The 24,583-nt window shown below is 66.2% G+C and carries 27 protein-coding genes; 15 read left to right on the top strand and 12 right to left on the bottom strand.

Annotation, left to right across the window (positions count from 1 at the left end; translation table 11 throughout):
• Positions 1-20 precede the first annotated feature (20 nt).
• The 7 genes from RO07_RS06140 to RO07_RS06110 all read right to left on the bottom strand — a co-directional run bounded on the left by RO07_RS06140 (position 21) and on the right by RO07_RS06110 (position 4,286).
• On the bottom strand, positions 21-674 hold the full coding sequence (locus RO07_RS06140) for a methionine ABC transporter permease (protein WP_039409001.1): 654 nt from the start codon (positions 672-674) through the stop codon (positions 21-23).
• The gene (locus RO07_RS06135; RefSeq protein ID WP_039408997.1) at positions 664-1,698 is read right to left on the bottom strand and encodes a methionine ABC transporter ATP-binding protein; all 1,035 of its coding nucleotides are present in this window, start codon (positions 1,696-1,698) and stop codon (positions 664-666) included. The genes RO07_RS06140 and RO07_RS06135 overlap by 11 nt, the downstream gene beginning before the upstream one ends.
• 326 nt (positions 1,699-2,024) lie before the next feature.
• Positions 2,025-2,447 (bottom strand): response regulator, encoded by a 423-nt coding sequence (locus RO07_RS06130; protein WP_039408995.1) that lies wholly within the window; start codon positions 2,445-2,447, stop codon positions 2,025-2,027.
• A gap of 13 nt (positions 2,448-2,460) precedes the next feature.
• Entirely contained in the window at positions 2,461-3,102 is a 642-nt protein-coding gene (locus RO07_RS06125; protein ID WP_039408992.1) for a response regulator, read from the bottom strand.
• A 72-nt stretch (positions 3,103-3,174) separates the two neighbouring features.
• On the bottom strand, positions 3,175-3,729 hold the full coding sequence (locus RO07_RS06120) for a ferritin-like domain-containing protein (RefSeq protein ID WP_418303717.1): 555 nt from the start codon (positions 3,727-3,729) through the stop codon (positions 3,175-3,177).
• A gap of 147 nt (positions 3,730-3,876) precedes the next feature.
• Positions 3,877-4,038, bottom strand: a complete 162-nt coding sequence (locus RO07_RS06115) for a DUF1328 domain-containing protein (RefSeq protein ID WP_039414459.1) — start codon at positions 4,036-4,038, stop codon at positions 3,877-3,879.
• Positions 4,039-4,109: 71 nt separating this feature from the next.
• Positions 4,110-4,286: a DUF1328 family protein gene (locus tag RO07_RS06110; protein WP_039408989.1), complete on the bottom strand. Its 177-nt coding sequence runs from the start codon at positions 4,284-4,286 to the stop codon at positions 4,110-4,112.
• A gap of 357 nt (positions 4,287-4,643) precedes the next feature.
• Here RO07_RS06110 and RO07_RS06105 point away from each other — a divergent pair, with 357 nt between their 5' ends.
• The 5 genes from RO07_RS06105 (at position 4,644) to RO07_RS06085 (ending at position 8,375) form a co-directional block, all read left to right on the top strand.
• Positions 4,644-6,185: a histidine kinase gene (locus tag RO07_RS06105; RefSeq protein ID WP_052267058.1), complete on the top strand. Its 1,542-nt coding sequence runs from the start codon at positions 4,644-4,646 to the stop codon at positions 6,183-6,185.
• A 353-nt stretch (positions 6,186-6,538) separates the two neighbouring features.
• Entirely contained in the window at positions 6,539-6,745 is a 207-nt protein-coding gene (locus RO07_RS06100; RefSeq protein WP_039374866.1) for a CsbD family protein, read from the top strand.
• A 75-nt stretch (positions 6,746-6,820) separates the two neighbouring features.
• On the top strand, positions 6,821-6,958 hold the full coding sequence (locus RO07_RS06095) for an entericidin A/B family lipoprotein (RefSeq protein WP_039408987.1): 138 nt from the start codon (positions 6,821-6,823) through the stop codon (positions 6,956-6,958).
• Positions 6,959-7,001: 43 nt separating this feature from the next.
• Positions 7,002-7,592, top strand: a complete 591-nt coding sequence (locus RO07_RS06090; RefSeq protein WP_052267057.1) for a hypothetical protein — start codon at positions 7,002-7,004, stop codon at positions 7,590-7,592.
• Between the two features lie 471 nt (positions 7,593-8,063).
• The gene (locus tag RO07_RS06085) at positions 8,064-8,375 is read left to right on the top strand and encodes a hypothetical protein (protein ID WP_039408984.1); all 312 of its coding nucleotides are present in this window, start codon (positions 8,064-8,066) and stop codon (positions 8,373-8,375) included.
• 11 nt (positions 8,376-8,386) lie between these two features.
• Here the strand turns inward: RO07_RS06085 and RO07_RS06080 are convergent, their stop codons facing one another.
• Positions 8,387-9,799, bottom strand: a complete 1,413-nt coding sequence (locus tag RO07_RS06080; protein ID WP_039408981.1) for a methyl-accepting chemotaxis protein — start codon at positions 9,797-9,799, stop codon at positions 8,387-8,389.
• A gap of 293 nt (positions 9,800-10,092) precedes the next feature.
• Positions 10,093-10,998 carry a LysR family transcriptional regulator gene (locus RO07_RS06075; protein ID WP_218026544.1) on the bottom strand — a complete coding sequence of 302 codons (906 nt, stop codon included), beginning with the start codon at positions 10,996-10,998 and terminating at the stop codon, positions 10,093-10,095.
• A gap of 131 nt (positions 10,999-11,129) precedes the next feature.
• Between RO07_RS06075 and RO07_RS06070 the strand changes: the two genes are divergently transcribed.
• The 3 genes from RO07_RS06070 (at position 11,130) to RO07_RS06060 (ending at position 13,942) form a co-directional block, all read left to right on the top strand.
• Positions 11,130-11,912 carry a sulfite exporter TauE/SafE family protein gene (locus RO07_RS06070; protein ID WP_052267056.1) on the top strand — a complete coding sequence of 261 codons (783 nt, stop codon included), beginning with the start codon at positions 11,130-11,132 and terminating at the stop codon, positions 11,910-11,912.
• Positions 11,913-12,001: 89 nt separating this feature from the next.
• Positions 12,002-12,931: a carbohydrate kinase family protein gene (locus tag RO07_RS06065; protein WP_039408978.1), complete on the top strand. Its 930-nt coding sequence runs from the start codon at positions 12,002-12,004 to the stop codon at positions 12,929-12,931.
• 102 nt (positions 12,932-13,033) lie between these two features.
• Positions 13,034-13,942, top strand: a complete 909-nt coding sequence (locus tag RO07_RS06060) for a LysR family transcriptional regulator (protein ID WP_039408975.1) — start codon at positions 13,034-13,036, stop codon at positions 13,940-13,942.
• Positions 13,943-14,027: 85 nt separating this feature from the next.
• Here RO07_RS06060 and RO07_RS06055 read toward each other — a convergent pair whose 3' ends face one another.
• Together RO07_RS06055 and RO07_RS06050 are read right to left on the bottom strand one after the other, a co-directional pair.
• On the bottom strand, positions 14,028-15,131 hold the full coding sequence (locus RO07_RS06055; protein ID WP_052267055.1) for an SDR family oxidoreductase: 1,104 nt from the start codon (positions 15,129-15,131) through the stop codon (positions 14,028-14,030).
• A gap of 55 nt (positions 15,132-15,186) precedes the next feature.
• Complete coding sequence (locus RO07_RS06050; RefSeq protein WP_052267054.1) at positions 15,187-16,056, bottom strand: MipA/OmpV family protein; 870 nt, start codon at positions 16,054-16,056, stop codon at positions 15,187-15,189.
• Between the two features lie 256 nt (positions 16,057-16,312).
• Between RO07_RS06050 and RO07_RS06045 the strand changes: the two genes are divergently transcribed.
• From RO07_RS06045 to RO07_RS06020, 6 genes are all read left to right on the top strand, one after another.
• Positions 16,313-17,017, top strand: a complete 705-nt coding sequence (locus RO07_RS06045) for a response regulator (RefSeq protein ID WP_039408968.1) — start codon at positions 16,313-16,315, stop codon at positions 17,015-17,017.
• A 3-nt stretch (positions 17,018-17,020) separates the two neighbouring features.
• On the top strand, positions 17,021-18,322 hold the full coding sequence (locus RO07_RS06040; RefSeq protein ID WP_039408965.1) for an ATP-binding protein: 1,302 nt from the start codon (positions 17,021-17,023) through the stop codon (positions 18,320-18,322).
• 196 nt (positions 18,323-18,518) lie between these two features.
• Positions 18,519-19,649, top strand: a complete 1,131-nt coding sequence (locus tag RO07_RS06035) for a porin (protein WP_039408962.1) — start codon at positions 18,519-18,521, stop codon at positions 19,647-19,649.
• Positions 19,649-20,422: an ABC transporter ATP-binding protein gene (locus RO07_RS06030; protein ID WP_418303704.1), complete on the top strand. Its 774-nt coding sequence runs from the start codon at positions 19,649-19,651 to the stop codon at positions 20,420-20,422. Before RO07_RS06035 ends, RO07_RS06030 begins: the two co-directional genes overlap by 1 nt.
• A 39-nt stretch (positions 20,423-20,461) precedes the next feature.
• Positions 20,462-21,400, top strand: coding sequence for an ABC transporter substrate-binding protein (locus RO07_RS06025; RefSeq protein ID WP_039408959.1), 939 nt, complete (start codon positions 20,462-20,464; stop codon positions 21,398-21,400).
• A 2-nt stretch (positions 21,401-21,402) separates the two neighbouring features.
• Entirely contained in the window at positions 21,403-23,070 is a 1,668-nt protein-coding gene (locus RO07_RS06020) for an ABC transporter permease (protein ID WP_039408956.1), read from the top strand.
• An 88-nt stretch (positions 23,071-23,158) separates the two neighbouring features.
• Here the strand turns inward: RO07_RS06020 and fliE are convergent, their stop codons facing one another.
• On the bottom strand, positions 23,159-23,491 hold the full coding sequence (gene fliE, locus RO07_RS06015; protein ID WP_052267053.1) for a flagellar hook-basal body complex protein FliE: 333 nt from the start codon (positions 23,489-23,491) through the stop codon (positions 23,159-23,161).
• A gap of 206 nt (positions 23,492-23,697) precedes the next feature.
• On the opposite strand from fliE, the gene RO07_RS06010 reads away from it, so the two are divergent.
• Positions 23,698-24,576 carry a FliM/FliN family flagellar motor switch protein gene (locus RO07_RS06010; protein ID WP_039408953.1) on the top strand — a complete coding sequence of 293 codons (879 nt, stop codon included), beginning with the start codon at positions 23,698-23,700 and terminating at the stop codon, positions 24,574-24,576.
• The last annotated feature ends 7 nt before the right edge of the window (positions 24,577-24,583 follow it).

Below are 24,583 nucleotides of genomic sequence, written 5' to 3'. Positions count from 1 at the left end.
CGACGTTGTTGTCCGAAACGTTATTTGTGGCTCAGACGGCGCACCAGCCAGTCGCCGAACGTCTGCACCAGTTGCACGAAGACGATCAGGATCAGCACGACGGTGACCATGACTTCAGGCAGGAAGCGCTGATAGCCGTAGCGAATGCCCAGGTCGCCCAGCCCGCCGCCGCCGATCGCGCCGGCCATGGCCGAATAGCCGACCAGGCTCACGAAGGTAATGGTCAGGCCGGCCACGATGCCAGGCAGTGCCTCGGGCAGCAGCACCTTCATCACGATCTGGCCGGTCGTGGCGCCCATCGATTGCGCCGCCTCGATCAGGCCGCGGTCGACTTCACGCAACGCCGTCTCCACCAGACGCGCCACGAACGGCGCCGCCGCGATGGTGAGCGGTACCACGGCAGCCATCGTGCCGATGGAAGAGCCCACGATCAGACGTGTGAACGGAATCACGGCGACCAGCAAAATGATGAACGGCGTCGAACGCACCGCGTTGACGACGATGCCGATGATGCGATTGGTCGGCAGGTTCTGCAGCACGCCGTTGCGATCGGTCAGATACAGCAGCACGCCGAGCGGCACGCCCACGACAGCGCCGATGATGCCCGAGATCCCGACCATGATCAGCGTCTCCCAGAACGACGAGACGAACAGATCGAACATTTCACTCCACATGGCTCAGCTCCTCGACAACGACGCCTTGACTGGCGAGGAACGCCATGGCTTCGGCCACGCGGGCCGGGGTGCCGCCCGCCATCACGGCGAGCGATCCGAACGCCTGCCCCTGAATCTCGTCGATCTGACCATGCAGGATGTTGAAGTCGAGCTCGTAGCGGCGAATCGCTTCGGAGAGCAGCGGCTGATCCACGCCCGCGCCCGAGAACGCCAGGCGATACAGATGATCGTGGCCGTTGCCGATGCGCGACGCCACGCGCTCGCGCACGCCGGCGGGCAGCTCCTGCGAGATCACATCGCCGATGAGTGCACGCGTGACTTCATGACGTGGGCGCAGGAACACATCGATCACACGCCCCTGCTCGACCACGCGGCCGGCGTCGAGCACCGCCACGCGATCGCACACCTGCTTGATCACTTCCATCTGGTGAGTGATCAGCACGACGGTCAAGCCGAGCTCGCGGTTGATGCGCTTGAGCAGATCGAGAATCGAGCGGGTCGTCTCGGGATCGAGCGCGGACGTCGCTTCGTCGGAGAGCAGCACCTGCGGCTCGCTCGCCAGCGCACGCGCAATGCCCACACGCTGCTTCTGGCCGCCGGAGATCTGCGACGGATAGCGATCCTTCTGGGCCGTGAGACCGACGAGTTCGAGCAGCGGCAACACCTTCGCGCGAATCTCCGCGGCAGGCGTGCCGGCCAGTTCCAGCGGCAGCGCCACGTTGTCGTAAACGGTGCGCGAGTTCAGCAGGTTGAAGTGCTGGAAGATCATGCCGATGCGGCGGCGCGCCTGGCGCAGCGCGTCGGTCGACATCGCGGTCAGGTCCTCACCGTCGACACGCACCGTGCCATCGCTCGGACGATTGAGGAGGTTGATCACGCGCACAAGCGTGCTCTTGCCGGCGCCGCTTCGGCCGATGATGCCGAAGACTTCGCCACGCTCGATCGACAGGCTGATGTTGGAAAGCGCGTCGATCGGCCCCTTGGGCCCAGCAAATCGCTGGGTAATGTTCTGGAGTTCGATCATGCAAAAAAATAGCAGCCCCACTGCCGAAACTACCCGCAGTGCCGCCGCCTGGACTCGGTATTTAGCACAAAGGCGACATTCTAGCCCATGCACCTAAATAGTTGAAAATAATAAAATTTGATCTCTTTATATTGGAATTCACCTGAAAGGGACCAACCGGATCGGGGAAACGCGGGAAACCGGCGTTGCGTATCGCAATGCGGCAAAGAACGGACGTATGGCATCGCTCACGCCCTCCCGAACGGGAAAACGTGAGTTGATTTCACTACCGGCGGAAAATTCTCGATAGGTGAGAATTTCAAGGAAATTGGGCCATTGGCGCCGATTCAAGCCTGCCGACTGGAGGCGAAATCGTCGAGAACTTCGATGACACGGTCGAACTCGAGGGACTTGTCGAAGAAGTACCGCACGCCCAGTTGCTGACAGCGCTTGCGGTAGGTGGCGAGCGCGTAGTTCGTGAGGACGACGGCCATCAGGTTGGGCAGCATGCCGGCGTCGTGCAGATAGGACAGCACATCCATGCCCGAGCCACGCCGCAGCTGAATGTCGACGATCACGGCGTCGAACGAGTCCTCCTTGAGGGTGCGGACCGCGTCGTCGGCCGTCTCCGCCACGCCTGTCACCTGGAGCATCCCCGTAGACCCGAGGGCTTCGGACAGACTCTCGCGAATGACCGCCGAATCTTCGATCAGCAGCACTTTCAGGGGCAATCGGGACCCCGTGAGCGCGGCCGCTTTCCCGGTTGGCATGACAACCTCTCCGTCAACTGATCAGACCGTTCTTGAGCGCATAAAGCGTCAGATCGGCATTGGTTTTCAAATGCATCTTTTCCAGCACGCGCGCGCGGTACGTGCTGACGGTCTTCACCGACAGGTGAAGCTCTTCGGCGATCTCCGTGGGAGTGCGCCCCTGCGCGAGCTTGCAGAACACCTGGAATTCACGCTCCGAGAGCTGCTCGTGCATCGGCTCGTCGATCGGCTGGTCGAGCTTCTGCGCGAGCAGATCGGCGGTCACCTCGCTCACGTAGCGATGGCCGCGCGCCACCGTGCGGATCGCCCGGATGATCTCCTCGGGCGCGGCGTCCTTCATCAGGTAGCCGTCGGCACCGGCGCGCAGCAGATTCACCGCGTACTGGGCCTCCGGATACGTCGATAAAAACAGCACCCCTTGCTCGGGGCGCAATTGCTTGATGATGCGAAGCGTATCGATTCCGTTCTTGTCAGGCATGGCGATATCGAGCAGCACGACATCGAAGGCCGTGTCGCGTACGGCGCGGATCACTTCGTCGCCGCTCGCCGCTTCGCCCAACACTTCCATGTCCGATTCGTCCGCAATGAACTGCTTGAAGCCGGTGCGAACGATAGCGTGGTCGTCGGCAATCAGGATTTTTATTGTCAGTGACATCTAAGCTCCAGAAACTTTCCCCCTCGGCCGGTGGGCCGAATCCGTCCGGATCCGGCGTGCGCGGCATGGGCGTCACTCCCGGTCGAGCAGATCGCGCATATCGTCGGCATGTTCTTCCTCGACGGCCAGGATCTCCTCGAGCATGCGTCGCGTCGTGGTATCCCGGTCGCCCAGATAATGAATCATCTCGCGATAACTCTCAATCGCGATGCGCTCCGCGACGAGGTCTTCGCGAATCATGTCGCGCAGGCTCTGGCCGGGCACATATTCCGCATGACTGCGGGCCGACAGGCCGTCGGGCGAGAAATCGGGCTCGCCGCCCAGTTGCACGATCCGCGCCGCGATGCGGTCCGCGTGTGCCTGCTCCTGCGCCGCGTGCTCGGCGAATTCCGCGGCGACCGGCTCGGCATGAATGCCGGTGGCCATGAAATGGTGGCGCTTGTAGCGCAGCACGCACACGAGCTCGGTGGCGAGCGCTTCGTTGAGCATATGCACGACCGCGTCGCGATCGGCCCGGTAGTCCTCCGTGACGGCACCGTCGTCGAGGTGCTCACGTGCGCGTTCGCGCAACGCACGAACGTCGATCTGGAAGTCCTCGCCCGCTGGCTTGCTGCGACCATTGCCCATCATGGCGTGCTTGCCGGTGTCGGCAGACGGCGAGGCATGGTGCTTGGCGTGCTTGGCGGTATGCATGAGCGAATCCTCCTGTCAGTAGATGGTAACGAGGGCGGAGGGCGCCCGAAGCAGGCGCCCCGCTGGCGATGTGCGAGGCGGCTATCGTCGGAACACCCCGAAGAGCAGCGTGACCAGAAAGATCACGAGGAAGATGAAGAACAGGATCTTCGCGATCTCGGCCGCGCCCGCGGCGATTCCCGTAAAACCGAAAACCGCGGCGATCAACGCGATCACGAAAAATACGACGGCATAGTGAAGCATCGCAACCTCCTTGATTGTGGACGGGCCGCCGGCGACACGCATGGCGCATCGCCCGGCCACTGCGGCGCCGTCTAGTCGACAATCTTCCTGGCGATGGTCAGCCCAAGCAGCAGGAAGATCACGAACAGCACCAGGAACAGCACGAACAGGATCTTCGCGATCCCGGCCGCACCGGCGGCGATCCCGGTGAAGCCCAGCAGGCCCGCCACGATCGAGATCAGTGCAAACAACAAAGCCCACTTCAACATAGCGTTCTCCTTGGTCGATACGCTTCCCGGAGACTTTCTTCGCGCCCACGTCCGCGCGCCGCGCGAAAAAAGCTTGCGCAAACGGCCCGCAATCCACCGGGTGCTGCATGTATGGTAGAAAAACGGCGCTCCCCGGACTGCCCGGGCGGTTCTGGTTTTTGCGTAGGAATTGGCTGACAATTCCCGCAGGTGGGCGATTTTCGACTTATGATCGAAGCGAAATGACGCAAGCTGCGGATCGCGCGAACCTGCGTCGGTCTGCGCTTTGGTGTGCTGTCACAGCCCAACTCTTCCCGACACGTCCTCATGCCCCGATTGTTCACGTCCTGGCTACGTCGCCGAAGCTGGATCATTGCCATGATCGCCGCGATCGTGATCACGGTCGGCAGCCTGATCGGGCTCGAATCGGCACACCGGCGTCTCGCGTCCACCTACGAATCGGCGCTGCAGGCCATGACGGCGGCCAACGAACTCAACGAGATCATGACGCGCACGTCCACCGTGGTGGCGAGCCAGCGCGGCTATCTGCTCACGAAGGATCCCGTCTATCTCGACCCCTACCTGTCGTCGGTGCGGCGCATCCGCGATCTCGCGGCACTCGTCATCCAGCATTACGAAAACGTGCACGACGCGCAGGCCACGAGTGATTTCGCCGCGGTGATGGCGCTCTTCTCCGATCGCATTTCGACGATGGAAGCGGCGCGCGCGGGCGTGGTCGACGGGACGATGACGCTGGAGCAGGCGCTCTCGCCGGACTACCTCGGCATCCGCGCGATGGAGCGCGTGCAGAACGGCGTCACCGATCTCTACAACCGGGAGCTCGCGCGAGCGCGAGGAGCGCAGGACGACGGCCGCTTCGACCAGATGATCTCGGCGGTGAGCGCCGGCGCGCTCTCCGTGCTGACGATACTGCTGTTCGTCCTGCTGTTTCGCACGCTCGGCCGGCAAATGCGTCAGGAACAGCTCGCGCGCGATCAACTGCATGAACAGCAGGCGCATCTCGACCGGCTCGTGCGCGAGCGCACCGAGCAACTCGACGAATTGGCCACACACTTGCAGAACGTGAGCGAAGACGAGAAGACGCGCCTCTCGCGCGAGCTGCACGACGAGCTCGGGGCGATCCTCACCGCGTGCAAGATGGACGTCACGTGGGCGCATCACAAGATCCGCGGCAGCGATCCGGTGATCGCCGAGAAGCTCGCGCGCGCGCAGCGCAATCTCGATTCGGGCATTCAGATCAAGCGCCGCATCATCGAGAATCTGCGGCCGACAGTGCTGATCAACTTCGGCCTCGTCACGGCGCTGCGCTCGCTCGCCGAAGAGGCGGCCGACCAGCAGCGCTGGGCGCTCGATCTGGACCTGCCGGAAGAAGACTTCGCGTTGCCGGAGTCCACGGCCATCGTGCTGTTCCGCGTGGCACAGGAAGCGCTCACGAACGCCGGCAAGTACGCGCGCGCGACGGCGGTGCGTGTCGCGCTTGCGTACGACGATCAGCGCGTGCGGCTCGAAGTGATCGATAACGGCATCGGCCTCACGCCCGACCAGTTCAACAAGCCCAAGACGCACGGGTTGTTCGGCATGCGCCAGCGCGTCTCGGCCAAGGGCGGGCGTATCGATATTCATTCGTTGCCGCAGCGTCTCGGTACGGAAATTCAGGTCGTGCTGCCGCTGTGCAGTCCGGCCGACGCACCCGAGATCGCCACGGAAGTCACCGAAAGTACCGCGCCTGCCGTGCACGGTCCCGAACTTCCCGACGAACGCCAGGCGCCGGTCGCGACGTCGACGGATGACTCGCGAACCCATGCCGGGGACGACAGGCCGGCGGAGCCCGGCCGTCGCGACGGCGGCGACATCGACGGCAATGCCGACGCCGCGTCGCGGCACGAAAGAACCTCCTGAGCACGGGATACCCGCCCACCGGCCAAGAACGCTGTCGCGTCGCCTCCCGCGCCCCCGCTTCTCCTTGCCTCTCCCAAGCCCTCACATGTCCAGCCGGGCCCTTCGCGTCCGCACGCGCGCGACCGTGTCCGGACATCCGCACGCGATTTCCGCGAGACCTCGTGGGAATGCGCCGACAGCGCAACCCGATTCCACCTACATCGAGACGGTGAGGTGGCCGACAGCGGGAGCATTTCGCACTCCATACCATGGAACCACCTGCCGTCCTCCGGGCGCGGCAACGACGTGCACCGCACCGTGCGCGATATCACCGCAACACGCGAATCCCATCCACCCGATATTGAGGAGTTGTCATGAACTCGGATCTGATCAAGGGCAAGTGGAATCAACTCAAGGGCGAAGCCAAGAAGCAATGGGGCAACCTGACCGACGACGATCTGCTGAAGATCGAAGGCAATCGCGACAAGTTCGTCGGCGTGATCCAGGAACGCTACGGCAAGGCGAAGGCCGACGCCGAGCGCGAAGTGGACACCTGGAACAACCAGCACAAGCTCTGGTAAGCCCGGGCCCGGCGCTGCGCCGCGCATCGTCGCTCCGGGACGCTGACGACCTCATCTTTCAAAGGAGAAAACAAAATGAAACGACTGATCGCCATTGCACTTCTGAGCGGCTTCGCGCTGGGCCTGGCAGGTTGCAACACCATTCATGGCGCCGGCAAGGACGTCGAACGCGGCGGTGAAGCCATCCAGGGCGCCGCCGACCGCAACAAGTAACGGTACTTTTTCACTGCCCCCCGACCGATAGGAGGACATTGAGATGGCACATCGACTGACATTGAACCTGCTGACCTGCGCCTGTCTTGCGACGGGGGCAGCAGGAATGCTCGGCGCGACCACGGTGGGCGCGGCCGACGCCGGCATGAAGGACCGGTACGATGCCGCGCAGAAGTCGGCCGAGGCCGACTACAAGGCCGCCGTGGCGCGATGCGACGACCTGAAGGACAACGCGAAGAAGGTGTGCGTCGAGGACGCCAAGGGCAACGAGAAAATCGCCAAGGCCAACGCCGAGGCCGACTACAAACAAACGCCCAAGGCCCGCTATGACGCCGCCGTCGCGAAGGCCGACGCCGATTACCGCGTGGCCAAGCTGCGCTGCGACGACAAGAAGGGCAACGAAAAGGACGTTTGCCTGAAGGATGCCGAAGCCGCCAAGACCAAGGCGTATGGCGACGCGAAGGTGATGCGCACGAGCCGCGAGTCGTCCAAGGACACGAAGGCTGCACGTCAGGACGCGAACGCCGACGCCAACAAGGCGCAGTATCAGGCCGCGCTGGAGCGCTGCGACTCGCTCACGGGCAGCACCAAGGACGCTTGTGTGGCCGACGCCAAGGCGCGCTTCGGCCAGTAACGCCCCAACGGCATCGAGTTTAGCGGGGAGGAGAAGGCGCCCATGCCTCCGAACCGACGGAGTTGGGCGCCGGCAGCAGGCGGATGTCGCGAGAAGCGGCATCCGCCGCTGTTTTAATGCCACCCGCCTTGTAAATGAATGTAACAAGTCTTGGGCATGCGGCACCGGCCGGGCCTGCGGGCGACGCGCGATCATGTCAACCAAAACGGGCGCAAACCGTTGATTATGAATAGAATAGGGGCCCGATCCACACGTTTGGCGGCCGCTTTTCTACGCCCGAACGTTCCTCACGCCGCGGCAACGCGCATACTTTGCAACAATTGCGCCACGCCCGCGATTCGGAACTTCAGTACAGTTAAAGCCAAGGAATCTGACGAACCAGGGTGCCGGTGGGCGCCGGGCGCGTCGGCCGGCATGGTGCCGGTCCGGGCGGTGTCATCGGTACGCCGCCAACTCCGCAGGAGAAATGTCATGAAAACCAAGTTTGCCGCCCTTGCCATCGCCGGGATCGCGCTCGCCGCGGGTGCGATCGGGACGGCGCAGGCGCACGTCTCGGTCGGCATCGGCATCGGCGTGCCGCTGATCGCCCCGGCGCCGATCTATGCTCCCGCGCCGGTCTACGTGGCACCGCCTCCGCCAGTCTACGTCGCCCCGCCGCCCGTCTATGTCGCGCCGGGCCCTGTCTACTATGGCCCGCCGCCGCCGGTGTACTACGGTCGTCCGTACTACGGGCGCGGCTACGGCCACGGCTACTGGCGTCATGGCCGTTGGTACGGCTATTGATCGACGCAGCCCTAGCGCGCCACACGGTAGGCGATCCGGAAACCGCCCCAGTGCCGGCCATTCACGTAGATGGGCGCCGACGCATCCTTCATCACCACGAATTCCCCGCCCCCCATGTCGCGACGATAGGTCTGCAGCAGCAGCGGCTTGGTGTTGCGCCCGGCGGCCGCCCCGGTGCGGTCGTTGAATAGCCGCCGGTTACGGCAGTTGGCGGCGTTCCACACCGGATCGTTGGTGGGCGTCTGCGAGAACTTGCGGTTGTGCGTCGGCAGATAGCCGTTCTCGTCGACGGCCGCGCAAAATGCGATGCGCTCGTTGAGCGAGAGCAGCGGCTCCTGGATGGCGGGCAGCGTCTCGTCGGTGAAGCGCGTGAAGCTCGCCATCAATTGCTGCGGGTTCGAGCCGGGAATCGGTTGATAGCGACGATCGAACAATTCCTGCTCGGTGATCCTGCCCTTGGCGAGCGCCGCCTCGAAGCTTTCCCCGACCTGCTTCGCGGCGCGACGCACCGCGCGGATGAAAGGCGTGTCCTCGGTCTCGACGTCCGCCTCGGCAATCAGGCCGATCAATTGCTCCGACACCGACAGCAGACCGTTGATGCGCTCGCGCGCACTCTCGACATGCTCGGCCGAATGGGCCACGCCGTCGGCCATCTCGTCGACGTGCGCGGCGAGCGTGCTGCATTCGTGCTCGATGGCCTCGCTCGCCTGCGCGATCTGCCCCGCCTGACGATCGAACGTGTCGAGCGCCGTGCCGGCCGTCTCGATCACGCTCGCAATCGCACGGGTGCCTTCGCGCGCATCGTTCGCGCGCGACACGTTCGCGTTGCTCTCGCGCATGAGACGCTCGGTGCGCTCGGCCAGCGCGGCGAGCGTCTGCTCGATCTGCTGCGTCGCTTCGGCCGTCTTGCTGGCGAGTTGCTTGACCTCGGTGGCGACCACGGCGAAGCTGCGCCCGGCCAGCCCCGCGCGGGCCGCCTCGATTGCGGCGTTCAGCGCAAGCAGATTGGTCTGACGGGCGATCACCGAGATGCCTTCGGCCACTTTGCCGACGTGCGCCAGCGCCTCGCGCAGGCCGGCGATTTCCTCGGCCATGCCGGACACCCCTTCGACGAGACCGTGAATCGAGGCGAGCGAAGCGTCGGCCGTGCCGCGCGATGCGGCGATTTCCGCGCTGGCGCGATCGGCCACGTCGCGGGCCTCGCGGGCGGCCACCGCAATGCGCTGGTTGCCTTCGCTGGTATCGGTGGCGGCGCGGCGCAATTCCTGAAACACTTCCGCCTGCCGTTTGGTCCGGACGGCGATTTCGTCGACGTTACCGGCAATGTCGCAAAGTTCGATGCCGAGGGTGCCGGCGCTTCTGGCCACCTCGTTCATGATGTTGACGGTCTGCGCAGCACCCCGTGTGCGCGTGAATAGCCCCATCGTCAGTCTCCTCGCATCTCTGATCTGCTTGTTATGACGAGTGCGCGAGCCTCGCAGGGTGATCGCTGCAACAGCCCAGGACTTCCCCGCAGGAACGCCGGTCGGGCGCTCGCGCCACACGCTGGTGTGTCGAAAAGTATAACGGGAGAAAAAACGACCGACTTGAGGGTTTCCTCGCCCCTTTCGACGTTATGGCGGCACCCTCTCACGCAGGCCTTACGCGGGACTTACTACGTTGCCGCCGGATCCGCGAGCTCGGCCAGGAGGCGAGGCCGGGCGCCCTGACATGCAGCCTAGAGGGGGCCGCGCAGCCCCTGCCTGAGCGCATCGCCCAGCGCGATCGCGAGGTCGCCTGCGTCGCGGCGGCGCAGCAGCGCGACTTCGCTGTCCGCGTTCTCGTCCTCGAGCGCCACGCGTCGCACGTCGGCCTGCACGAGCGCGGCAAGGCTCTCGGGCACGATGGCCACGCCGAAACCCGCCGCCACGAGGTTGACGAGCGTAACCTTGCGCGAGGTCGCCACCGCCGCCTTCGGGAAGAAGCCGTGCTGCTGACACAGTTGCGCGACCCGATAGCTCAGCCCGCCGCGCTCGCGGTGCGGCAGCGAGACGAACGGCTCCGAAGCCAGCGCCGCCACGCTCACCGACGTCCGGCTCGCCAGCGTATGCCCGGGAGGCACGAGCAACAGCAATCGCTCCAGCGCGATCCGTTCGCAAACGAGCGACGGCGCGGGACGCAGCACGGGCAGCCGCACCAGCCCCAGGTCGATGCGGCCGGCCTCCACTTCGTCCTGCTGTTGTTCGGAAGACAGCGTCGAGATGTCGACGCTCACGCCGGGATTGGCTTGAAGATGCGCGCGCAATACCGCGGGCAGCGGCCCGGCGAACGGCACCGAACTGGAATGCGCTAGGCGCACGGTGCCCTGCTCGCCGCGTGCCACGCTGCGGGTAAGCGCGACCGAGCCTTCGAGCTCGGTGAGCACGCGCCGCGCTTCGTCGACGAACGTGCGGCCGGCGGGTGTGAGCGTCACGCCCTTCGACGAGCGTTCCAGCAACACCGCCTGCAATTCGCGTTCAAGCTCGGAGATTTGCCGGCTCAGTGCCGACTGGGCAACGAACAGACGCTCGGCTGCCGCGCTGAATCCACCCGCGTCGACGACTTCGAGGAAATACCGCAACTGCCGCAGCGACACCATGACCATGCCATTTCGAGATCGAACATCGCCACATTCTATATTGGCGTCGCGCCCGCCCGCAGCCCTATGCTGACGGCAATCCCGCGCACCATGCGGCTCACGCGCTCCCTCGTCATTGCCCCGTTCCGGTCGGTCCCATGCTCGCCTCGCTGTCCTCGCCTCTCGTTCACACACTCGCCACCGCCCTGCCCGCGCCCGGCGACTGGTTGCTGATGAGCGCCGCCGTCGTCGTCGCCTATGTCATCTTCGGCATCGCCGGCTTCGGCACGGCGCTGGTCGCGAGTCCCGTGCTCGCTTACGCGATGCCCGTCGCCCAGATCGTGCCGATGCTCGCGCTGCTCGACTTCGGCGCGGCCTCGGGCAGCGTCGTGCGCAACGCGCGCGCGGCGGACACCGGCGAACTGCGCCGCCTGCTGCCCGCCATCGTCGTCGGCAGTCTGGCGGGTGCCGCCTTGCTGCTGCATCTGCAACCAGACGTCCTGTTGCGTGCGCTCGCGTGGTTCATCTGCGGGTATGCCGTGTTCTCGCTCATCGGGCCGCGCGCGAAATCGCGCCTCTCGCAGACGTGGGCGATTCCGTTCGGCGCGGCGGGCGGCATGCTCGGGGCGATGTTCGGCAGCGGCGGCTTTGTCTACGCGATCTATCTCACGAGCCGGCTCGAACGTGTGGAAGCGATGCGCGTCACGCAAGCCACGCTCATCGGCTTCAGCACCCTCGCGCGCGCCGCCATGTTCCTGCTCGCCGGGGTCTACGCCAATCTGCCGATGCTGATGAACGCCGTCTCGCTGATCCCCGCGATGATGGCCGGCATGTGGCTGGGCAAGCACATCACGCTGCGGCTCTCGCGTCAGCAGTTCGTGAAGGCGGTGAACCTGGTGGTGCTGGCCGCCGGCATCGCCCTGCTGCTGCGCAGCCACTGAATCGCGAGGCGCACGTCGGCCTGACGACGTTCGCTCCGCGCCCACCCAACGGGTTATGCTGACGACCGTCATTCTCCGGTGCCTCCATCATGCCCTTGCCCAAGCTCGTCGTCTTCGGCGAAGCCCTCACCGATCTGATCCGCCAACCCGGGGGCGATGGCCGCCAATGGGTGAGCCGCGCGGGCGGCGCCTGCTGGAACGTCGCGCGCGTTTGTGTCGCGATGGGCGTGCCAACGGGCTATGGCGGTGCGATCAGCACGCATGCGCCGTTCGGCACGGCATTGCTGGCGCTCTCGCGCGACGCCGGACTCGATGCGCGCTACTGGCAGGCGGTGGACGCACCACCGCTCGTGGCTGTCGTGCATCGTCACGATCCGCCGGCGTACTTCTTTCTCGGCGAAGGCGCGGCCGACCTCGCGTTCGATCCGCAGGCGCTGCCGCCGGGGTGGCGGGAGGCCACGCGCGTCGCGCACTTCGGCTGCATCAGCCTCGTGCGCGAACCGCTGGCCGCGCGACTCGTCGCGCTGGCCGAAGACCTTCATGCGCGCGGCGTCGCCATCAGCTTCGATCCGAATCTGCGCAACCTGATGGGTCCCGGGTACTTCGCGACCTTCACGCGCATGGCGAAACTGGCCACCTGGCTCAAGCTCTCGGTGGAGGACCTGCGCGCGCTCTTCCCCGATCACGCGGACGCCGACGCACTCGCCGAAGTCCACCGCATCGCACCGCACGCCGGCGTGCTCCTGACCGACGGCGAGCGCGGCATGCAGTTGCGCCTGGCCGACGGCACCACGCTCGATCAACCCGCTTACAAAGTGGAAGTGGCCGACACCGTCGGCGCGGGCGACGCGGCCATCGGCGGATGGCTCGCCAGTCTGTCGCGCGAACCGCACGCGGCCGTCGTCGAACATCTGCGCCGCGCGGCGGCGGCCGCCGCCCTCGCCTGCACACGCACGGGCGCCCACGCACCCCGCTGGGACGAGGTACAGGCATTGATCGCCTCGCGATCGGAGGACTGAGCCGGATCGAGGCGAGCGCCCCTCGACGACCACCCGGCGCGCCAACCATCCGAATAATGGCTATGATGAGAGCCAATCATCACCATAGCCGATGAATTCGACATGACTCCGGATCAATTGCTGACGTTCGCCACGGTGGCCGAGCTGGGCAACATCAGCCACGCGGCACAGGCGCTGCACCTCTCGCAGCCGGCGGTCTCCGGCCAGTTGCGGTTGCTTCAGGAGTCGTTCGGCGAGCCGCTTTACCGGCGCGACGGACGCGGCATCCGGCTGACGCCCGTGGGCGAGCAGGTCGCCGTGTACGCCAACAAGCTGCGCCAGGACTACCGCCAGGCGCTGGCGTTGCGCGACAGCCTGCGCGGCATGGAAACCGGAGCGCTGCGCATCGGCGCGAGCACGACGCCCGCGAGCTACCTGCTGCCCTATGTGATCGCGGCCTTCCATCAGCGCTACCCGGCCGTGGCACTGCACATCGTCGACGGCAACACCAGCGAGATCGTGGCGCAGCTCGATCGACTGGATGTGGCCTTCATCGAGGGCGCGGTGCCGCCGGGTCTGTCGCCGGAGATTGCCGTGCGCCCGTGGCGCGACGACGAGATCGTCGCCATCGCACGGGCCGACCATCCGCTCGCGCAACAGCCCGATGGCGCGTCGTTGCAGAACATTGCGGACTATCCGCTGATTCTGCGCGAACCGGGTTCTGGAGTGCGCGCGCTGGTCGCGCGCGCGTTTTCGGTGGCGGGTCTCACGCCGCGCGTGGCGCTCGAACTGGCGGGGGTGGAGAGCATCAAGGAGGCGGTGCGGGCCGGCATGGGCGTGGGCTTCGTCTCGGCCATGTCGATGCGTCATGAGGACGCCGCGCTGGCAGCCGTGCGCATCGACCCGCCACACGGCCTCAAGCGGCTGCTGACCGCGCTCGTGCCGCATGCCGACGCGCTGTCGCGCCCGACCGAGCGCTTCCTCGAACAGTGTTTCGCGGGGGACGCCGCCGATCCGGCTGCCGTGCGGTGACACGCGAGAGCGACCCCATCGTACGCCTCGCGGCACTCGTCGCACGGCCCACCGGACCGGCGCGTCAGGCCGGCCTCCTACGGCCTCATTTGAAATCCCACGCCATCTGCTCGGCGACCGTCGTCGCCTCGAACGAGCGCGCACAGACGTCCAGGTAATCGGTGACCGGCGTCGGCGCGCGCACGCCTTCGTCGAGCAGACGCCGGTTGTCGAACACGTAGTCGAGCGCGGCGAAGGCGCCGTAGCGGCGCAGCGCCTTGGCCATGAGCCGGCCGTTGCCGTGCCCCAGTTGGTGCGTGAGCCGCTCGATATCCGCGTCGCCGATATGGCGGAAGCGCTCGCCCAGCGGCGCCACACCGCGCGCCCTGGCCAGGGCGGCCTCGATTTCGCCGACCGTGCGCGCACTGACGGCACCCGCCGACACGTGATACAGGTCGTGCCGCAGGCGCGGCAGGAACGCCAGATCGATCAGTGCATCCGCGCAGAAGTCGACGGGCACCACGTCCAGCCGGTCGTCCAGCGCGCAGGTAAACGCACCGAGCAACTGCACCATGCGGAACACCCAGAAGATGCTGCCGGACGGCTCGCAGCCCAGGCGCGTGTGGCCCACCACGATGGATGGCCGCGCGATCACCAGCGGCAGCCCCGGCCAGTCGCGCCGCAGGCGTCGTTCGGCTTCGGCCTTCGACGCCGTGTACGGCACGAGCTGGTGATCGGCGCAGGCCAGTTCATGCGATTCGCCGACGACGCCGGCCACACCCGTCAGCTGGTCGCCGCACGCCATGGCGGTGCCCACGTGAACGAACCGTTCGAATACGGGCGACGCGGCCACGGCACGCGCGAGCGCGAGCGTGCCGGTGACGTTGACCGACTCGAGCTGCGGATGGGGCGAAAAGCTCGCGATGGCGCCGGCGTGGATGACGTGCGTCACGCGTCGCATGCGCACGTCGTCGTCGAAGCTGGCCGGCTGTCCCAGATCCCCGCAGACGATGTTTGCCTCCGTAAGCGTGAGCCGATGCACGGGCGGCACGCGAAAGCGATCCATTGCCGCGCACACGCGCGCCAGCCCGTCGCGGGTCGTGCGGGCGCGCACCAGGAGCAGCAGCGATGGCCCGAACCCGTCCTTGAGGAGCTGGGCGACGACGGCGCCGCCCACAAAACCGGTGCTGCCGGTGACGAGAATTCGCATGGCAATGCCTCGCAATACATCGAATACGGAGAAATGCGCGCGGCGACGGCGTTCGTCAGAACGTGTAGTCGAGCGTCGCGGCGACCTGGTAGTTGGTCTTGTTGAACACGATCGGACTCTTCGACGCATTGCCCGTATAGCGCATGACGCCGCCGGCAACGGTGGTGCTCCAGTGCTTGGTGAACTTGTGCGTCCAGTTCGCCGAAAGGCTCACGCCATAGAGGCCGCCCCCCGCCGCGTATTGCCCGTAGCCCGAATTCAGGCTCTGGTTGGCCGTCACGCCGAAGTACGTCTGCGCATATTTGCCGCTCGCGAAGTGCGCCGTGCCGGTCAACCCCACCGAGTCGGTCGCCGTCTTGTAGAGCTCGCCGTCCACGGCGAAGCGGTAGACGTTGCCGCGATCGCGATTGGACAGTGGGATGTCGGCGGCCACGCTCACGACGGCCAGATCGCCAATGGCGTAGCCGGCCTGCAGGGTGGTCAGAACCGAGCCCTTGATGTCGCCCATGCCGCGCAGCTTGTTCGAGCCGGAATCGAGCCCCTTCGCGCGGTCCTTGCGGCCCTCGTCGTAGGAAAGCGCGGCCGAGACGTAGAACCCTGCCGGCAGCGCCAGGCGGTAGCCGATGCCGCCCAGCCCGACGAACACGCCGAAGGGGGTTTGCAGCGCGAGGTTGAGGGCGGGCGTGGCGCGGTACTCGTCGCTGCCCATGTAGCGCGGGGAGACGCCGACACCGCCACCGATGGTGAACTCATAGCCGCTCTCCGGCTTGTTCGCGGGCAGGCTCTGGTCGGGCTGGATGCCGCTGTAGCGCGCCGGATCGACGGCATGCGCCTGGGACGCGGCGCCAGCAAGCACGAGCCCGGCAGCACCGGCGAAGGCGAAGCGGCGAAGGCGGTGATGGTGGCAATAGTGACGGCTTTTCATGGCACTCCTACAAAATCCGTTGAATTTCAGTCTTCGAGGGGGGAAAGAACCTGCGCATGTACGGCAAGTTGAACGCATGGTAGGCGCGAAGCGCCGCCGTGGCTGTTACGCGATTTAGGAGGATTGTTAACAAATGTTTTCATTTGTTCGCGGGTTTGAAACGCCCGCCCGGCAGGAGCGGCGGGGCAGTAGAATGCGCCTCACGGGAGTGCCGCCTGGGTTGCGGCACGGCACATAACAGGAAAGGAAGACGGCCATGTACCGTGTCTTACTGGTCGAGGACGATGCGCGCCTGGCCGCGCTGGTCACCGAATATCTGCACGCATACCGCTTCGAAGTGATGGTCGTCGCCAACGGCGCTCGGGCGATCGAGCAGTTTCGCGCGTTCGTGCCGGATATCGTGATCCTCGATCTCATGCTGCCCGGCATGGACGGGATGGAAATCTGTCGCCAGTTGCGCGCGGTGAGCACCACGCCGATTCTCATTCTCACCGCACGGGAAGACACCTACGACCAGGTCGCGGGTCTGGAAGTCGGCGCCGACGACTATGTCGTGAAGCCGGTCGAGCCGCGCCTGCTGCTCGCGCGCCTGCGTGCCTTGCTGCGCCGCTCGCAGCCGCCGACCGAGCCCGACGCGCAAAGCGAAGGCGGGCTCACGTTCGGGCAGTTGCGCATCGTGCCGCGCGATCGCACGGTGTTCTGGCGCGGCGCGCCCGTCGAGCTCAAGTCCAACGAATTCAGCCTGCTGCTGATTCTGGCGCGCGGGGCGGGCCGCGTGGTGACCCGCGACGAGATCCTGCAGCAGTTGCGGGGCATCGAATTCGACGGCATCGACCGCACGGTCGACGTCGGCATCTACCGTTTGCGCAAGCGTTTCGAAGACACGGACGGCGAGCCGCAACGCATCAAGACCGTGTGGGGACGGGGTTATCTGTTCAGCCCGTCCGCGTGGGAGAGTTGAATCGTGTTTCGCATCCTTCTGAAGCTCTACGTCCTGGTCGGCATTTCGCTGGTCGCGGCCATCCTGCTGATCACTCACACCTTCGGCATTGTCTTCTACGACACCATGAACCGCGCGGCGCAAGCGCAGCTCGGCGGCTTCGTCTGGATGTTCAACCGGGCGCTGGGCCAGATCCCGGAGGCCGAGTGGCCGGCGTTCGCGGCCGAGTTCACGTCCCGCGGCAACGAAAAGCTCGAGATCAAACCGCTCAAGGATTTCCCGCTGCCGCGCGAGTATGCGCGCAAGAGCCTCGAAGCGGGGCTGCCCGTCGCCATCGACACCGACGGCAATCAATTCGCCATGCGGATTCGCGACTCGCAATGGGTGCTCACCTCCACGAGCAGCACCGATCTGAGCATCAAACAGATCAACTATCTGGCCTATGCGTTGCTCGCGCTGCTCATGCTGATCGCGGTGCTCACCTGGGTGCGCTGGTACTGGACCGACGTGCAGGCGCTCAATCGCGCCGCGAGCCGCTTCGGCGAAGGCGACTTCAGCTCTCGGGCGCGCGTGTCGCGCTTTTCGAGCCTGACGGCGCTCGTGCATGTGTTCAACACGATGGCCGACCGCATCGAGCGCTCCATCAAGACGCAGAAGGACATGATCAATGCGGTCTCGCACGAGCTTCGCACGCCCATCGCGCGGCTCGACTTCGGGCTGGAGATCCTGCAGCAACGCCGGCACCTGCCTGACGCCGAGGAGCGCATCAACGCACTCAAGGGCGACATCCGCGAGCTCGACGAACTGGTCACCGAATTGCTCTCGCTCGCGCGGCTCGACCAGATCACGGCGCCCCCCGCTCGCCACGCCGTATCGCTGCGCCTGATGTTCGACAGCCTCGCCGCGAACTGCACCGAAGTACTGGCGGCGCGCTCGATCGCGCTCGACATCGCCGCCGAGCCGGGTGCGGACTGCGTGGAAGTCGAGCCCAAGCTGCTCGCGCGCGCCGTGCAGAACCTGCTCAACAACGCCATGCGTCATACGACGCGGCGCATCGTCTGCGGCGCGAAGACCTGCGAAGGCGGCGACATCATGATCTACGTCGACGACGATGGCGAAGGGGTGCCCGCGCCCGAGCGAACGCGCATCTTCGAGCCGTTCCACCGGCTGGACAGCAGCCGCAATCGCGCCACCGGCGGCTTCGGCCTGGGGCTGGCCATCGTGCGCCGCATCGCGCTGCTGCACGGCGGGCGCGTGGACGTCGGCACCTCGCCGCTCGGCGGCGCGCGCTTCACCATCACCCTGCCCGGCTCGTCGGTCGTGTAGCGCGACGCCAGGCCGGAACTCTCTCCGACGGCAGACGGCCGGCGTTCACCTCGCCGGCCGTCTGCCTTTGCGCCGTCCTCTCTCATGGGTCGCGAACGCCACGCATCCGTACTTCGGATGACGATCGATTGTCACGTTCGCGACATGTTGGCCGCTTACATTGGCGACTCAATTTAATCCCAAAGAGGACCCTGTAATGAAACCCAACTTCCGCATCGCGGCGGCGGGGTGCTGCCTGGCGTTCGCCAGCAGCCTGCCCATGCCCGCTCTGGCCCAGTCCAACGTTCAGCTCTACGGGCTGATCGACTCGGGCGTCGAATTCCTCACCAATGCCGACAAGAACAGCGCCGGCAACACCGTCAGCCTCTCGCGCGTCACTTCGGGCAACCTCGCCGGTTCGCGCTGGGGCATCAAGGGCACCGAAGATCTCGGCGGCGGCAACAAGGCCCTGTTCCTGATCGAAAACGGCTTCAACCTCGGCAACGGGCAATCGCTGCAAGGCGGACGCGAATTCGGGCGTCTGGCCTACGTGGGCCTGTCGAACTCGTCTTTCGGTACCTTCACGATCGGCCGTCAGGGCGGCGTGTTCCTCGACTGGGTGAGCAAGTTCAACCCGCTCAATAACGCCGTGTACGCCATCAAGATGCAGGACACCGCGTTCTCCGACCGGCTCGACAACAGCCTGCGCTACACCGGCAAGTTCGGCGGCTTCGAAGCGATGATCCAGTATTCGAAGGGTTATGACGACGTGAGCTTCGGCAGCGCGACGCCGGGCGACAACCGCCGTGCGCAAGTCGTCGACGCCGGCATCCGCTACGCCAACGGCCCGCTGTCGTTCGTGCTCGCGTACGACCAGAAGAACGGCGGCTCGGTGCTGCCGAATGCGGCCATGACCTCGAAGGTCGGCGGCTACGAAGGCAACGTCGACCGCCGTATCGCGGCCGCGCTGCAATACTCGCTACAACGCGTGGACCTGTATGCCGGCTATCGCTACCTGAACGCGAAGGCGATCCATCTCTCGGCGCTGAACAAGAGCCCGGTGGAAGCCTCGAGCTACTACTGGCTGGGCGCGACGTGGCACGCCACGCCCGCGCTCGATCTGTCGGCGACGGCCATGTATCAGGACTTCTACGGCACCAACCGCGACCCGCTGTCGTTCCAGGTCAGCGCCGACTACAGCTTCTCGAAGCGTACCGACGTCTACGTGAACCTGGGTTACGTCGTGAACCGCAACGGCTCCGACCTCGGCCTGAACGGCTTCGGCAGCAACGTGGTCGCCGGCAAGAACCAGTTCGGTACGATGGCCGGCATCAAGCACACGTTCTGATGACGAGCGGCACTGGCACATTCCCGCGCGTGATGTCGAAGACGGCATCGAACGACGCGATGGATGCCGCTTCGGCGCGCGCGTCGAACGGCATGTCGCCGGGTGTCGCCGTCTCGCTGCGCGCACTGCACCGGACCTTTGGTGCGGTGCGCGTGCTCGACGGCATCGATCTCGATGTGCCCGCGGGCACGACGACCGCACTGCTCGGCCCTTCCGGCTGTGGCAAGAGCACGCTGCTCAAGCTGCTGGCCGGACTGCTCGCGCCCACGGCGGGCGAGATCCGTTTCGACGACACGCTCGTGGCGAGCGACACCGTCTGCCACGCGCCCGAGCGGCGCTCGCTCGGCATGGTGTTCCAGGACTATGCCCTGTGGCCGCACATGACGGTCGCCGCCAATGTGGCATTCCCGCTCGAGATGCGTGGCGGGGTCGGCCGTGCGCAGCGTGCCGAGCGCGTCGAAGAGGCGCTTGCGCTCGTCGGCCTGGCCGGCTTCGGCGCACGCCGTCCGCAAGCGCTCTCCGGCGGGCAGCAACAGCGCGTTGCGCTGGCGCGCGCCATCGTTGCGGCGCCCCGTCTGCTGCTCTTCGACGAACCGCTCTCCAACCTCGACCGCGATCTGCGCACGCGCCTGTGCGCCGACATCGGCGCGCTGCTCTCTCGCCTTGGCACCACGGCCGTCTACGTGACGCACGACCGCGACGAAGCCGAGGCGCTGGCCGATCAGATCGTGATCCTTGCCCACGGCCGCGTTGACAAACGTATTACGAGGTAGCCCATAATGCTCCACCGCAAAATTATCGCGACACTCACCATGGCCTTTGCTGCAAGCGTCGGCGTGCAACACGCGCATGCACTGACCGTCTACACCGCCGGCCCCGGCAATCTGAGCAAGAAGCTCGCCGCGGGTTTCGAGAAGAAGACCGGTATCAAGGTCGACGTGTTTCAGGCCACGACCGGCAAGGTGATGGCCCGCATCGAGGCCGAACAGGCCAACCCGCGAGCCGATGTGCTCATTTCGGCCTCGTGGGACACCGCGCAGGATCTGGAAAAACGCGGCTGGCTCGCCCCGTTTCAGAGCGCCAACGCCGCGCGCGTGCCCGCACCGTTCAAGACCCCGCACTACGTCGCACAGGGTCTGTCGGCGCTCGGCATCGTGTGGAACGCAAAGTCGGGCACGCCCGAGCCGCACGACTGGCGCGATCTGACCAAGCCGAGCTATCGCAATCTCGTCACCATGCCGGACCCGGCGCTCTCGGGCGCATCGGCCGACCTGCTGCTGGGCCTGCAGGCGCGTCTGGGCGGCGAGGCGTGGAAGCTCTTCGACGATCTGAAGCACAACGGCATGGTCGTCTCCGGTCCGAACGCGCAGGCGCTCAACCCCGTGCTGCAAGGCGCCAAGGCGGCCGTGTTCGGTGCGGTCGATTACGTCGCGTATGCGGCGGCGGCGAACGGCGAAGCGGTGAAGGTGATCTTCCCGACGAGCGGCACGGTTATCGCGCCGCGTCCGATGATGATCCTGAACACGTCGAAGCAACAGAACGAGGCGCGTCAGTTCATCGACTACGTGCTCTCGGAAGAAGGCCAGCAGATGGTCGCCGAGGCCTGGCTGATTCCGGCGCGCGAGGACATCGCGATCAAGCGTGCGTCGTTCAAGGATCTCCGTCTGCTGCCGCAGGGCGATGCACAGTCGTCGAGCGCATCTCGCGCCGAAGTGCTGGCGCGTTTTGCCAAACTCAACGGCCAGCACTGACGGTGAAATCGCAACGACTCCTTCCGACGGCGACGCTTGCAGCGCTCGCCGTCGTGGTGGCATTGCCGGTCGCGTTCGTGCTCATGCAGGCGGTTTTCCCGCATCTGGCACAGGGCTCGCTCGCCGCACTGCGCGAACCGTTCTCCGCCGTCTGGCCCACGCTTTCGCACGACACCACGTGGCCGCTGGTGACCAACACCTTGCGGCTCGGGCTGTCGGTGGCGCTCGGCACCGCGCTCGTCGGCGGAGCGCTGGGCGCGGTGCGGGGTCTGTTCCACGTGCCGGGTGCGCGACTCTGGGATCTGTGCTTCCTGCTGCCGTTTCTGGTGCCGCCGTACCTGGCGGCCCTGGGCTGGATGCTGTTGCTGCAAACGGGCGGTTACGCCCAGCAACTCGCCGGAATGGACGCCGGACGCTTCCTCTTTTCGCTGCCGGGCCTCGTCTTCGTGATGACGCTAAACATCTTCCCTGTCGTATATTTCGCCGTGTCGCGCGCGCTGGCCACCACCGGCTCGCGGCTCGCGGACGTGGCACGCGTGCATGGGGCGTCGGCATGGCGCGCGTTCGCACGCGTGACGCTGCCGCTCGCGCTGCCGGCATTCGCCGCGAGTCTGCTGCTGGCGTTCACGATGGCGATCGAAGAATTCGGCGCGCCTGCCGCGCTGGGCGCGCGCGCGGGCTTCCCCGTGCTGGTGACCTCCATCGAAGGCCGCTTTGCCGATTGGCCCATCGACCTGCCCGGCGCTTCGATCCTGTCGATCGTGCTCGCCGCCATCGCGCTGCTCGCGTTTGTGTTGCAGCATCGGCTGGCGGCGGGCAAGGACTTCGAGACGCAGACGGGCAAGCCGATTGCCTCGCCGCCGCGCGCATTGGGGCCGTGGCGCGTGCCGGTGCTGTGTGGCTTCGGCCTGATGGCGCTGCTCGCGACCGCGGCGCCCCTCTTCTCGATTCTGGCAACGGCCTTCTCCGGTACGCTCTCGGGCGGGCTGTCGATGGCGAACCTGACGACGGCGCACTTCGCGGCACTGCTCGGTCAGGGTGCGGAAGGTCTCGACGCGCTGCTCACCAGCCTGTCGCTCGCGCTGGGGACATCGCTCGTCACCGGGGTGCTGGGATTCCTGTGCGCATGGTGTGTCGTGAAGTCGACGATGCGCGCCCGTACGGTGATCGACGGTCTGTCGCTCATGCCGCACGCCTTGCCCGGCATCGTGGTGGGCGTGGGCCTGATCCTCGCCTGGAACCTGCCGTTCTGGCCGGTCACGCCGTACAACACCTGGGGCATTTTGCTGCTGTCGTACAGCTGCCTGCTGCTGCCCTACCCGGTGCGTTACACGAGCGCGGCGCTGCGGCAGACGGCGGCCTCGCTCGAAGCCGCCGCCCGCGTGCACGGCGCGTCGTCCGGCGTCACCCTGCGACGCATCACGCTACCGCTCGTCATGCCCGCGCTCGGTGCTTCGCTGATGATCGTGTTCGCGATCGCGTCGCGCGAACTCGTCACATCGCTGCTGCTCGCGCCCAGCGGCGTGCAGACGGTGTCGATCTTCGTATGGCGGCAGTTCGAGCAAGGCTCCATCGGGCAGGGGATGGCGATGGGCGTCGTGTCGATGGCGGTGAGCGGCTCGCTGCTCGCGCTCGCGTCGACACTGAACGGCAAGCCGGCGAACGGCTAGACGTTCGGCCGGCGCAGGTGCGAGGCTCGTGTCGTCGCGTCCCGGCCTGACGTTCTCACGCCGGGCGCGACGCACCGTGCCGACGCGATCAGAACGGCATGCGCACCAGTTCCTCGACGGCGCCCACGACCTTGTCGCGCGTCTTCATCAGCATCGAGAACGACAGTTCGGCCTGCGCGCTCGCCAGCATGGCGCCCGTCAGATCGTCGCTGTGTCCCAGATCGACCGCCGTCATGCGCTCGCCCGCTTCGCGCTGCGCGGCGTCCACACCACGCAGCATCGCGCCGAAGTCGGGTTTGTTCAGCGTGCCGACGTGCGCGAGATCGGACTCGCTCGCACCGGCCGCCCGGCCCAGTTCGCGCTGCGTCGCGTGCATGCGATCCAGCTCGGTCATCAGCGCTTGTGTCATCGAGACAGGCATTCGGCCCTCCGTAGTCGATATCGGCACCGTCCCCACGGGAGTTGGCCTTTGAAGACTCCGCACTTTACGCACGCTCGTCACCGCCATAAATAGGCTTTGCCCCAAAGCCCGGCAGGTTGGGGCATTCCCCAACAACAAGGCCGGGCATGGCCATTAGGATGCGAACTTCCCCGCGCTCACGAGCGCTGCGAATCGTCTCCAATCATATGAATGCCATGCACGCGCCTACGCCGCCCCGGAATTTCCGAGCACTCGATCCGTGCCGGCTCGGACAGCCGACGCAACTCCTCGATCCGCTGACCGAGCGGTTGCGCTCGCGGCTCGACGTCCAATTACCGCAGCACGCCCGCCATCGTCATGCTATGGCGTGGCGCGTTGCGGCCATGTCGGTGAGCGCCGCCGCCCCTCGGGCGAGCGACGTCATCGTGCAGCGCTTTCGCGTCGTCGATCACTACATCGACGTTGCCCTCGACGCCGGGTTGATGCGCGACGCCTTTCGCCTCCGTTACGAGGCCGACGACTTCGTCGGTCCGCCGGCGCTGCACTTCACGCCGCGCGCGGCGACCTACGAGCGCTTCGTCGCGCGGTTTGCGCGGCAGATGCTCGACGCGCTGCGTCAGGCGTTGTCGCCGGATGCGTCCGTCTTGCCGTCGGACGTCGTCGAGAACGTGGACGCCGATCCGCGTCAGACACCGCCGTCGCTGTGGATCACCGCGCTCATCACAGATCGCGCGGACCATGCCGGGCACGCCGGCGGCGCACCGCTGGGCACCGTCGCGTATCGGCTCGCCGCCGAAGACGCCCGCTGCTGGCTGTCGAAGCTCGGGCCGGACGCCGGTGAGCGCGCCGCGCAGCGCACCACTCCGCCGTGCGAGCTCGCCACGATTCCCGTGCGCCTGAGCGCCCGCTGGCTCGACGTCGACCTGACGCTGGGCGCCCTGCTCGACGCCAAGGCCGGCGACGTGCTGCCGGTGCGATTCATGCCGCGCGCGCTCGTGTGCATCGACGACGATCCGCTGATGAGCGCCGACATCGTCGAGCGCGACGCGCATCTCTGCCTTACGCACTTTCAAACTCTCGGGTAACGATTCC

The organism is Pandoraea pulmonicola (genome assembly GCF_000815105.2).
Taxonomy (GTDB): Bacteria; Pseudomonadota; Gammaproteobacteria; order Burkholderiales; family Burkholderiaceae; genus Pandoraea; species Pandoraea pulmonicola.
This window is presented reverse-complemented; position numbering and strand designations above follow the sequence as displayed.

Coding starts and splice junctions, on each gene's coding strand:
- RO07_RS06140 (WP_039409001.1), bottom strand. CDS start 674: ATGTGGAGTGAAATGTTCGATCTGTTCGTCTCGTCGTTCTGGGAGACG.
- RO07_RS06135 (WP_039408997.1), bottom strand. CDS start 1,698: ATGATCGAACTCCAGAACATTACCCAGCGATTTGCTGGGCCCAAGGGG.
- RO07_RS06130 (WP_039408995.1), bottom strand. CDS start 2,447: ATGCCAACCGGGAAAGCGGCCGCGCTCACGGGGTCCCGATTGCCCCTG.
- RO07_RS06125 (WP_039408992.1), bottom strand. CDS start 3,102: ATGTCACTGACAATAAAAATCCTGATTGCCGACGACCACGCTATCGTT.
- RO07_RS06120 (WP_418303717.1), bottom strand. CDS start 3,729: ATGGGCAATGGTCGCAGCAAGCCAGCGGGCGAGGACTTCCAGATCGAC.
- RO07_RS06115 (WP_039414459.1), bottom strand. CDS start 4,038: ATGCTTCACTATGCCGTCGTATTTTTCGTGATCGCGTTGATCGCCGCG.
- RO07_RS06110 (WP_039408989.1), bottom strand. CDS start 4,286: ATGTTGAAGTGGGCTTTGTTGTTTGCACTGATCTCGATCGTGGCGGGC.
- RO07_RS06105 (WP_052267058.1), top strand. CDS start 4,644: ATGATCGCCGCGATCGTGATCACGGTCGGCAGCCTGATCGGGCTCGAA.
- RO07_RS06100 (WP_039374866.1), top strand. CDS start 6,539: ATGAACTCGGATCTGATCAAGGGCAAGTGGAATCAACTCAAGGGCGAA.
- RO07_RS06095 (WP_039408987.1), top strand. CDS start 6,821: ATGAAACGACTGATCGCCATTGCACTTCTGAGCGGCTTCGCGCTGGGC.
- RO07_RS06090 (WP_052267057.1), top strand. CDS start 7,002: ATGGCACATCGACTGACATTGAACCTGCTGACCTGCGCCTGTCTTGCG.
- RO07_RS06085 (WP_039408984.1), top strand. CDS start 8,064: ATGAAAACCAAGTTTGCCGCCCTTGCCATCGCCGGGATCGCGCTCGCC.
- RO07_RS06080 (WP_039408981.1), bottom strand. CDS start 9,799: ATGGGGCTATTCACGCGCACACGGGGTGCTGCGCAGACCGTCAACATC.
- RO07_RS06075 (WP_218026544.1), bottom strand. CDS start 10,998: ATGGTCATGGTGTCGCTGCGGCAGTTGCGGTATTTCCTCGAAGTCGTC.
- RO07_RS06070 (WP_052267056.1), top strand. CDS start 11,130: ATGCTCGCCTCGCTGTCCTCGCCTCTCGTTCACACACTCGCCACCGCC.
- RO07_RS06065 (WP_039408978.1), top strand. CDS start 12,002: ATGCCCTTGCCCAAGCTCGTCGTCTTCGGCGAAGCCCTCACCGATCTG.
- RO07_RS06060 (WP_039408975.1), top strand. CDS start 13,034: ATGACTCCGGATCAATTGCTGACGTTCGCCACGGTGGCCGAGCTGGGC.
- RO07_RS06055 (WP_052267055.1), bottom strand. CDS start 15,131: ATGCGAATTCTCGTCACCGGCAGCACCGGTTTTGTGGGCGGCGCCGTC.
- RO07_RS06050 (WP_052267054.1), bottom strand. CDS start 16,056: ATGAAAAGCCGTCACTATTGCCACCATCACCGCCTTCGCCGCTTCGCC.
- RO07_RS06045 (WP_039408968.1), top strand. CDS start 16,313: ATGTACCGTGTCTTACTGGTCGAGGACGATGCGCGCCTGGCCGCGCTG.
- RO07_RS06035 (WP_039408962.1), top strand. CDS start 18,519: ATGAAACCCAACTTCCGCATCGCGGCGGCGGGGTGCTGCCTGGCGTTC.
- RO07_RS06030 (WP_418303704.1), top strand. CDS start 19,649: ATGACGAGCGGCACTGGCACATTCCCGCGCGTGATGTCGAAGACGGCA.
- RO07_RS06025 (WP_039408959.1), top strand. CDS start 20,462: ATGGCCTTTGCTGCAAGCGTCGGCGTGCAACACGCGCATGCACTGACC.
- fliE (WP_052267053.1), bottom strand. CDS start 23,491: ATGCCTGTCTCGATGACACAAGCGCTGATGACCGAGCTGGATCGCATG.
- RO07_RS06010 (WP_039408953.1), top strand. CDS start 23,698: ATGAATGCCATGCACGCGCCTACGCCGCCCCGGAATTTCCGAGCACTC.